The 8,101-nt window shown below is 62.9% G+C and carries 8 protein-coding genes; 5 read left to right on the plus strand and 3 right to left on the minus strand.

Going from position 1 to position 8,101, the window contains the following annotated elements:
- Window positions 1-79: 79 nt before the first annotated feature.
- Both AC1DPF_RS18690 and AC1DPF_RS18695 read left to right on the plus strand, forming a co-directional pair.
- Window positions 80-1,084: a LysR family transcriptional regulator gene (locus tag AC1DPF_RS18690; protein ID WP_477962892.1), complete on the plus strand. Its 1,005-nt coding sequence runs from the start codon at window positions 80-82 to the stop codon at window positions 1,082-1,084.
- A gap of 137 nt (window positions 1,085-1,221) precedes the next feature.
- Window positions 1,222-2,325, plus strand: coding sequence for a VOC family protein (locus AC1DPF_RS18695; RefSeq protein ID WP_477867183.1), 1,104 nt, complete (start codon window positions 1,222-1,224; stop codon window positions 2,323-2,325).
- Between the two features lie 97 nt (window positions 2,326-2,422).
- On the opposite strand, the gene AC1DPF_RS18700 is transcribed toward AC1DPF_RS18695, so the two are convergent.
- Window positions 2,423-3,574 (minus strand): alpha/beta hydrolase, encoded by a 1,152-nt coding sequence (locus AC1DPF_RS18700; RefSeq protein ID WP_477867181.1) that lies wholly within the window; start codon window positions 3,572-3,574, stop codon window positions 2,423-2,425.
- A gap of 164 nt (window positions 3,575-3,738) precedes the next feature.
- Here AC1DPF_RS18700 and AC1DPF_RS18705 point away from each other — a divergent pair, with 164 nt between their 5' ends.
- From AC1DPF_RS18705 to AC1DPF_RS18715, 3 genes are read left to right on the plus strand one after another with little or no spacing between them, the layout of a single operon-like run.
- Entirely contained in the window at window positions 3,739-4,683 is a 945-nt protein-coding gene (locus AC1DPF_RS18705; RefSeq protein ID WP_477962894.1) for a fumarylacetoacetate hydrolase family protein, read from the plus strand.
- Window positions 4,676-5,326: an EthD domain-containing protein gene (locus AC1DPF_RS18710; protein ID WP_477867177.1), complete on the plus strand. Its 651-nt coding sequence runs from the start codon at window positions 4,676-4,678 to the stop codon at window positions 5,324-5,326. The genes AC1DPF_RS18705 and AC1DPF_RS18710 overlap by 8 nt, the downstream gene beginning before the upstream one ends.
- A 20-nt stretch (window positions 5,327-5,346) precedes the next feature.
- Window positions 5,347-5,856, plus strand: a complete 510-nt coding sequence (locus AC1DPF_RS18715) for a cupin domain-containing protein (protein WP_477867175.1) — start codon at window positions 5,347-5,349, stop codon at window positions 5,854-5,856.
- Window positions 5,857-5,993: 137 nt separating this feature from the next.
- Here AC1DPF_RS18715 and pobA read toward each other — a convergent pair whose 3' ends face one another.
- Both pobA and AC1DPF_RS18725 read right to left on the minus strand, forming a co-directional pair.
- Complete coding sequence (gene pobA, locus AC1DPF_RS18720) at window positions 5,994-7,193, minus strand: 4-hydroxybenzoate 3-monooxygenase (protein WP_477867173.1); 1,200 nt, start codon at window positions 7,191-7,193, stop codon at window positions 5,994-5,996.
- A partial coding sequence (locus tag AC1DPF_RS18725) for a Gfo/Idh/MocA family oxidoreductase (RefSeq protein WP_477962896.1) occupies window positions 7,190-8,101 on the minus strand: 912 nt, incomplete at its 5' end. The genes AC1DPF_RS18725 and pobA, both read right to left, overlap by 4 nt.

Here is an 8,101-nt window from a genome sequence, read left to right on the forward strand (position 1 = left end):
GGTTTTGCGCATGATGAAGACCTTGCTACACTCGTGGCAAGCGCCCTCGCAACGATTTGAAGGCGCGGCGGAGGTGGCGATGCGATTCGGACGACTGGACCTCAATCTGCTCGTGGCGCTCGATGCATTGCTGGCCGAGCGCAGCGTCAGCCTTGCGGCCGACCGGCTATGCCTCTCGCAGTCGGCCACATCGAGTGCGCTGGGCCGTTTACGCGAGTATTTCGGTGACGAATTGCTGGTGGTGAAGGGGCGTAACATGATCCTCACCGCGCGGGCCGAAGAGTTGATAGATCCGGTCCGGGCGGTGCTCGAACAGATCCGCACCACCGTCGCGGTAGCCCCGCCGTTCGATCCCCTGACGGCCGATCGCCTGATACGGATCATGGCTTCGGATTATTCGACCGAAGTCCTGCTGGCAGCTATGCTGGCCAAACTGGAGACTGAAGCACCGAACATACGTTTCGAGATCCAGACGATGAACGACAACCCGATCGAGGCGATCGACCGGGGTCACGTCGACCTCCTGCTCACGATCGACTATGCGATTTCTCCCGATCACCCGAGCCAGCTGCTGTTCGAGGACGACTACGTCGTTGTTGGCGCTCAGGACAATCCCGCCATGCACCAGCCTATGACGAGGGAACTCTACTTCGGCCTTGGCCATGTTTCCGCGCGCTTCGGCAAGTCTCGCGTGCCAGCATTTGAGGACTGGTTCGTGCGGCGCCACAAGCAGCAGCGCCGGGTCGAGGTGGTGGCGCCGACGTTCCTTTCGCTGCCGGGCCTGATCGGGGGGACCAATCGCATTGCCACGATGCACCGGCGCATGGCGGAAATCGTGGTGCGATCCATGCCGCTGGTGATGCGGGAGGTTCCTTTCGCGATCCCGCCGATCCGTGAGAGCGTGCAATGGAACATCGCCAACAGCAACGACCGCGCTCTTCGGTGGGTGGTTGAGAGGCTTCAGGCCGCGGCATTGGCGACCGCGCCGGTGCGCGATGCCAACGTGGTGCCGCTCGAAACCGCCTCCACGCTCGATCGCGGCGAGATCGAGGTCGAATACCGCATGCACCACCCGCAGCGGTAATCAGGCCCTTGCGCAATCGAAGTCGTCGCGGGCCTCCATGTATCCAGACTGTCGATAGCTGCCCTGCCGAAAGATCGGTTTCCGCTAGGCGGAGGCATTGGGCATGACGGCAGCCTGAGACGATTTCGGAGAGAACCATGTCCGACCAACAACCCTGCCTCGCCAGCATTTCTGCCGTACTCGGGGTCGAGAGCGTGGTTTTCGGCGTTGCCGACCTTGCCGAGCACACCCGCTTCTGGACCGACTTTGGCTTGCCGCTGGAAAGCCGCGGCGAAGACGAGAGCGTGTTCCGTCTGGCTTCGGGTAGCCGTGTGATCCTGCTGCGCCACGGCGATGCGCGCCTGCCTTCGCCTGATCCGTTCCCCGGCGACGGGGTGAAGGAGACCGTGTGGGGCGTGGACTGCGCCGGAAATCTCGACAGGATCGCCGCAAGCCTCGCGACGGAGGTGGCAGTCCGGCGCGATGCCGATGGCACTGTGCGGTGCCTGTGTCCCGATGGCCAGCCCATTGCGCTACGGGTGTGGGACAAGCGTGCCGTGGTTTCCGCGGCGAGCCCGGTCAACACCCCGTCAAGCTGGCCGCGTTTCAACCAGCATCGCATCTGGCGCCGCAAGGCCACTCCCAAGACGATCAACCACGTGGTGTTCTTCAGCCCGGACTATGTCGGCAGCTTCGAGTTCTACGAGCGTCACATGGGCTTTCGATATGTGGACCATTCGAAGGGCACCGGCATCTTTGCCCGGCCGGGCGGAACTTACGAGCACCATTCGATCTTCTGGGTAAACTGCGATCTGCCGATTGCGCCAGACCACTTCAGGTTCATGCACATCGCGTTCGGGATGGACGACATCGACGAGGTCATGCTCGGCGCGAACATCATGGACAACAAGGGCTGGAAGAACACCACGATGAACACTAGCGGCGGCATCTCCCGCCACCGCATCTCCAGCGCAATCTACTATTATTGCGAAATTCCGGGCGATGCGGGCGAGGCCGAGTACCACGCCGATACCGATTACCTCGATGACAACTGGGTGCCGCGGGCCTGGGACTTCAAGTTCGGATCGCTGCTGTGGTCGGCCAATGCCCCTGCGATTTTCCGGGGCGACGGCATTCCGTGGGATATGGCGTTCGATCAGGACCGCAGGAGCTTCGAGCCGTTCCGCCGGGCAAAGCCGGGCAAGCAGCAGATCGACGGCGATCTGGCCAAGCTGACCGCCGAGGACGAGCACGCCATCTGAGCGCGGGCAGGGTCAGCGGCGCAGTCCTTCGAACAGCTCGAAACGCAAGGGTCCTTTTGCGTGCCATGGCTGAGCGGCTGCGCGCGGGCTTTGCCGGTCAGCCCATCTCCGCGAAGATCTGCGCGCACCAGTCGGCGATATAGTCGCGCATGCCGGTACCATTGTCGGCCCCGCAATGTTCGACCTCGAAGTCGTTTTTCGTGAACATGCGCAGAGTGCGCTTGGGGCTGTTCACCGCCTGATCGTAGCTCATCTGTGCATTGAAGGCGGGAATCTGGCGGTCGTTCTCGCCGTGGGTGATGAGGAACGGCACCCGGATCTTCTCGACCTGTCCGTCGAGCGTGATCTGGTCGGCATATTCGAGGAAGGCATCGCGATCGTCGATGCCGAAAACCCACATGACGTGGTCCCAGTAGTGCGGCACGGGGTTCTCGCCCTCGTTGGCAACCCGTTCGCGCTGGCGCCGGCCCCAGACGTGGTTGGCGCCCATCACCGCGCAAAGGGCATAGCGGGGATCGTTGGCGGCAATGCGCGGAGCGTGATAGCCGCCGAACGAAAGGCCGAAGATACCGATCTTCGAATGGTTCACATCGCTGCGAGTCAGCAGATAGTCGAAGGCGGGACTGCCCCAGCGTTCGGCAGCGAAGACGGCAGGCAGGTTGCGCTTGCGGATCGCCTCGCCGGTTCCCGGCTGGTCGAGGAACAGCGTGTTCATCCCGCGCTCGAGATTGACCGCGCCGTGGCCCGCCATGGCGACCTGTTCTTTCATCGAATCGAGACCGTTGACCGAGACCAGCGTAGGGCGCGCCGTGCTGCTGCCATCGTGGACGAAGATCGCGGGGTAGCTCGATCCTTCGTAGGGAATTTCGACCTTGTCGACATGCAGGCCGCGCAGGGCGCAGCCCTTGTGGTAAAGATCGAGGCCCTTGTCGTAGGCCACCCATCGCGGTGCGTAGTCGCGGCTCTGCAGGCGTTCGGCGCCGAGGTAATAGCCCGATGCGCGCAGGAACTTGGCACCGGCGGACAAAAGAAAGCCCTCGGCCTCGTCCCGTTCGGCGTTGCGGGTGACCTGATCGGCCACCGCGATCCAGCTGTCGAACAGCATGGCAGACCCCGCGTCGGCTCCAGCCCTGGCCCCTTCGCGAACCGGGCGGCACACCGCGTCCAGCTCGCCATGATTGCCGCCCGCGATCAGGGCGAGGTTGATGCCGAGGTTCCAGACGTAGTTTCCTGGGAAGGGTTCGAACATGCTTCTCCCCGCAGGGCTGTTGTCGGTCGTGCTACCCTTGCAGTAGGGCACGCCGAGCCACCATCGCATTGTATCGATGCAAGACTATCGACCGAATGCCTTTGTCCAGCGCCGGCGGGCCTTATATCGACAGGGTCAGGCAGCGGTTCGGGAGATATGGCAGGATGCGACTGGCGACACTGCGCGATGGCACGCGGGACGGGCGGCTGGTCGTCGTATCGCCCGATGGCCTGGCCTGTGCGTCGGCTCCGGTGCCGACCATGCAGCAGGCGCTGGAGAACTGGGGCAAGGTCGAACCCGCATTGAGTGGGATTACCACCTTTCCCGACCCTCTTGATCCCGCCGGGATAATGGCGCCCTTGCCGCGCGCGTGGCAGTGGCTCGATGGTTCGGCCTTCCAGAGCCACGGCGATCTGATGGACGCGGTTCTGGGCATAGCCAAGCCGAAGACCGACGTGCCGCTCATGTATCAGGGCACCTCGGACAAGTTCTATGGCCCAACCGACGACGTGAAGTTCCCCGATGAGGCTCTGGGCATCGACTTCGAGGGCGAGTTCGGGGTGATCGTGGATGCCGTGCCGATGGGCACCGGCAGCGTAGACGCGATGCGGCACATTCGCTTGCTGGTGCAGATCAACGACTGGTCCTTGCGCACGCTGGCGGGCCCGGAGATGAAGACCGGTTTCGGCTGGGTCCAGGCCAAGCCTCCGTGCGGCATGGCGCCGTTCGCCATCACGCCTGACGAACTGGGTGACCAGTGGCGCGATGGGCGCGCCTGCCTCGACCTCATTGTCGACTGGAACGACCGGCGCTTCGGTGCGGCCAATGGCAAGCCGATGGGCCACGGCTTTCATGAACTGATAGCCCATGCGGCGCGGACCCGTGATCTTGTGGCGGGGACAGTCATCGGATCGGGCACGGTTTCGAACGCCAATTTCCGCGAGATCGGATCGTCTTGCATTGCCGAGCGACGCGGGATCGAAGTGATCGACGAGGGCGCCGCGCGCACGGAATTCATGCGGTTCGGGGACAGGGTGAAGATGGAAGCCGTGGACGCGCGGGGCCGCGCTCCGTTCGGCGCGATCGAACAGACCGTTGTCCGTGGCTGACCAAGCTCCGCCATTCGGCCCGATCAAGCTGGTGATCCTGCCGCGCACGCTTGCAGGCCTCGGGCGCGCCGGATTGCGCCGCCACCTTTCGGCCGTGCACGGGCCGATGGTCATGTCCGAGCCTGCGGTCTCCGGTACCTTTCGCGGCTATGTCCATCACTACGCCATCGACTGTCCGGTGGAGCCGGTGCTGGAAGATCGCGATGCGGTGACGGTGATCCGATTCGATGCGCTTGCCGATATGGCTGCCTCGAGGGCGAGCGCCGCCTACCGTGAGCGGATCGGGCCTGACGAGGACAACTTTCGCGAAATCGAAGGTTCGGTGGCCATGTTCGCGCAGGAACAGGCCATAGCACCCGGCACGGACGATGCTCCGCGCAAGCTGTTCGCCTTTCGCACCAGCGGCGATGACGATCTCGACGTGCGGGCAGACAGACTTTCGGCGGTCATTTCGCTGCCTGGTGTGCGGGGCGTAACGACCAACCTTGGCCGCGTGATCGAAGACAGCTTCGATCATCGCTGGTTTGACGAGATCGGCCTCGATCCCGGCGCCGACGTCGCCACGGTAGCGCGGACCGTGGCCACACTCGACGCGGCGAGCGATGTCCGTTTCCTGCTTGTCGATGCCTTACGTTTCATCTGATTCCAACGGAGCCTATCCTCATGCAGATTTCCGATTCCGGCCTTCCTCCCGTGCAGCGCATTGTCACCGGGCATGACGGAAACGGCCGCGCCGTGTTCAAGTCCGAGGATGTGGCGCCGACGAAGTTGATCCCTTCGGGCGATGCCTCGTTTCTGCTGATCTGGACGACGCCGACGGTGCCGGCCGACAACAACGATGAGACCGATGGCCGTCAGCGCGACGCAGGGCTGACGCTGGAAGGAGGATCCGTGATCCGCGTGGTCGACATGCTGCCGGGCAAGGAAAGCCCGATGCATCGCACCAACTCGATCGACTACGGCATCGTCTTGGAAGGCGAGGTCGAGCTTGAACTCGATGATGGGGCGAAGCGTACGGTGCGTCAGGGCGGGATCGTCGTGCAGCGGGGTACGAACCACCTGTGGCGCAACACGACAGACAAGCCCTGCCGCATCGCGTTCGTATTGATCGAAGCGCCGGCCTATCTGCACAATGGACAATCGTTGCCGGAGGATAAGCCGGATCTCAAATGACGAGATCTTCGCCGGACATGCCGGTGACGACAGCGGCGGTTGGTGGACCGGATGCAACGTCCCAGGCGTGGCTCAGGTCGATGCGGCCTGAGCTGAACGCCCTGGCGCCGGATAAGCCGCGTCGGCTCGTCGCCGGGTCAAAGCGGAAGCCCCACATAATTCTCCGCGATCACCCGCTGCATTGCCTCGGACGAGGCAACATAGTCGAGTTCGGAAATCTGCATCCGGTGTTCGAAATCACCATCTTCCGGGAAACGATGCATCAGCTTGGTGAGATACCAGCTGAAGCGCTCGGCTTTCCAGATGCGGGCAAGCGCCCGCTGTTCATAGGCCTCCAGTGCGGAGTCGCTGCCATCGCGATAGTGGGCGATCAGGGCATCTGACAGATAGGCCACATCGGATGCAGCAAGGTTGAGGCCCTTGGCTCCGGTCGGTGGAACGATATGCGCCGCATCCCCGGCCAAAAACAATCGACCGTGCCGCATTGTCTCGAACACATAGGACCGAAGCGGCGCGATCGACATCTCCAGTGCAGGGCCAGTTGTGACGCCACGTTCAGAGATCGGGTCGAACCGGAGCGCCAGTTCGTCCCACAGACGTTCCGGGGGCCAGTCCTCCAGCCGCTCGGTCAGTGGTACCTGGATGTAGTAGCGGCTGCGGGTACGCGAGCGCATCGAAGCAAGCGCAAAGCCGCGAGGGCCGTTTGAATAGATCAACTCGGGGTGGCATGGCGGCACGTCGGCGAGAATGCCGAGCCACCCGAAGGGATATTCGCGCTCGAATTCGCGAATCCTGGCCGTGGGGATCGCTCGGCGCGACGGCCCGTGGAAGCCGTCGCACCCCGCGATGAAGTCGGCGGTGATCCTCTGCTCGATTCCGTCCTGGGCGAAGGTCACGAATGGCTTGTCACCTTCCAGCTCGTGGAGTTCGACGTCCTTGGCCTCGAAGATGATATCAAGCCCGCGATCGGGCGCCGCGTCGATCAGGTCGCGCGTCACCTCGGTCTGGCCATAGACCATGACATGCCTGCCGGTGAGCCGGGCGATGTCGATACGGATAAGCTTTTCGCCAGTGGCCAGATTGAAGCCTTCCTCCTTCAGTCCGACGGCGTTCAGCCCGGTATCGACCCCCAGCTTGCGAAGCAGATCGGTCGTGACCGTCTCCAGCACGCCAGCGCGAATCCTGCTTTCGACGTAGTCCCGGCTCTGTCGCTCGACGATGACGCAGTTTATTCCAGCGGCCCGCAAAAGATGTCCGAGCAGCAGTCCTGCGGGACCGCTTCCGACGATCGCGACCTGCGTTTCTGCGCCTATTGTCGTTCCCGGGACCGGCCTCATGCGCCGAGCTGCCTCTCCAGGACGTCCAGCACGCGGTAGCAGGGCATGACCTGCGCCACCGAGGCATTGGGTTCGCGGCCCTCGCGGATGGCGCTTACGAATTCGCGATCCTGCAGTTCGATGCCATTTGGAGAAATGGCCACGCCGCTCAGGTCGATCGGCTCCTCCTTGCCCGTGACGAGATCGTCATAGCGCGCGATCCAGGTGCCATTATCGCAGATGTACCGGAAGAAGGTGCCGAATGGGCCGTCATTGTTGAAGCTGAGCGAAAGCGTGCAGATCGCGCCGCTCTCCGCCTTCAGCTGGATAGACATGTCCATTGCGATGCCGAGTTCGGGATGGATCGGCCCCTGGAGGATGGCCGACTGTACTATCGGGCCCGCCTGATATGCGAAGAGATCGACCGTGTGCGCGGCGTGATGCCATAGCAAATGATCGGTCCAGCTCCGCGGCTCACCCTTTGCGTTCATGTTCTTTCGACGGAAGAAATAGGTCTGCACGTCCATTTGTTGGATGTTCAGCTCGCCCGCACGGATCTTGTTGTGAATATATTGATGGCTCGGGTTGAATCTGCGGGTGTGGCCAACCATCGCGACGAGGCCGGTTTCCTGCTGCTTCTTCAGCACCGCCTCACCGTCGGCCAAGCCGTCGCACAGTGGGATCTCGACCTGAACATGCTTGCCGGCTTCCATGCACTGGATAGCCTGTGAAGCGTGTAGCGGGGTCGGTGTGGCCAGGATTACGGCATCCAGGTCGGGCAGTGCGAGCGCCTCGGCAAGGTCGGTGGTCGCGTGCGCAACGCCATATCTGGCGGCAAGCGCCCGGGTGGGTTCGAGGGGCCGTCCAACGATCGAAATGATCTCGACGTCATCGATCTGTTTCAGGGCATCGAGATGCTTCTCTCCGAA

The organism is Rhizorhabdus sp. P4_G6 (genome assembly GCF_056401045.1).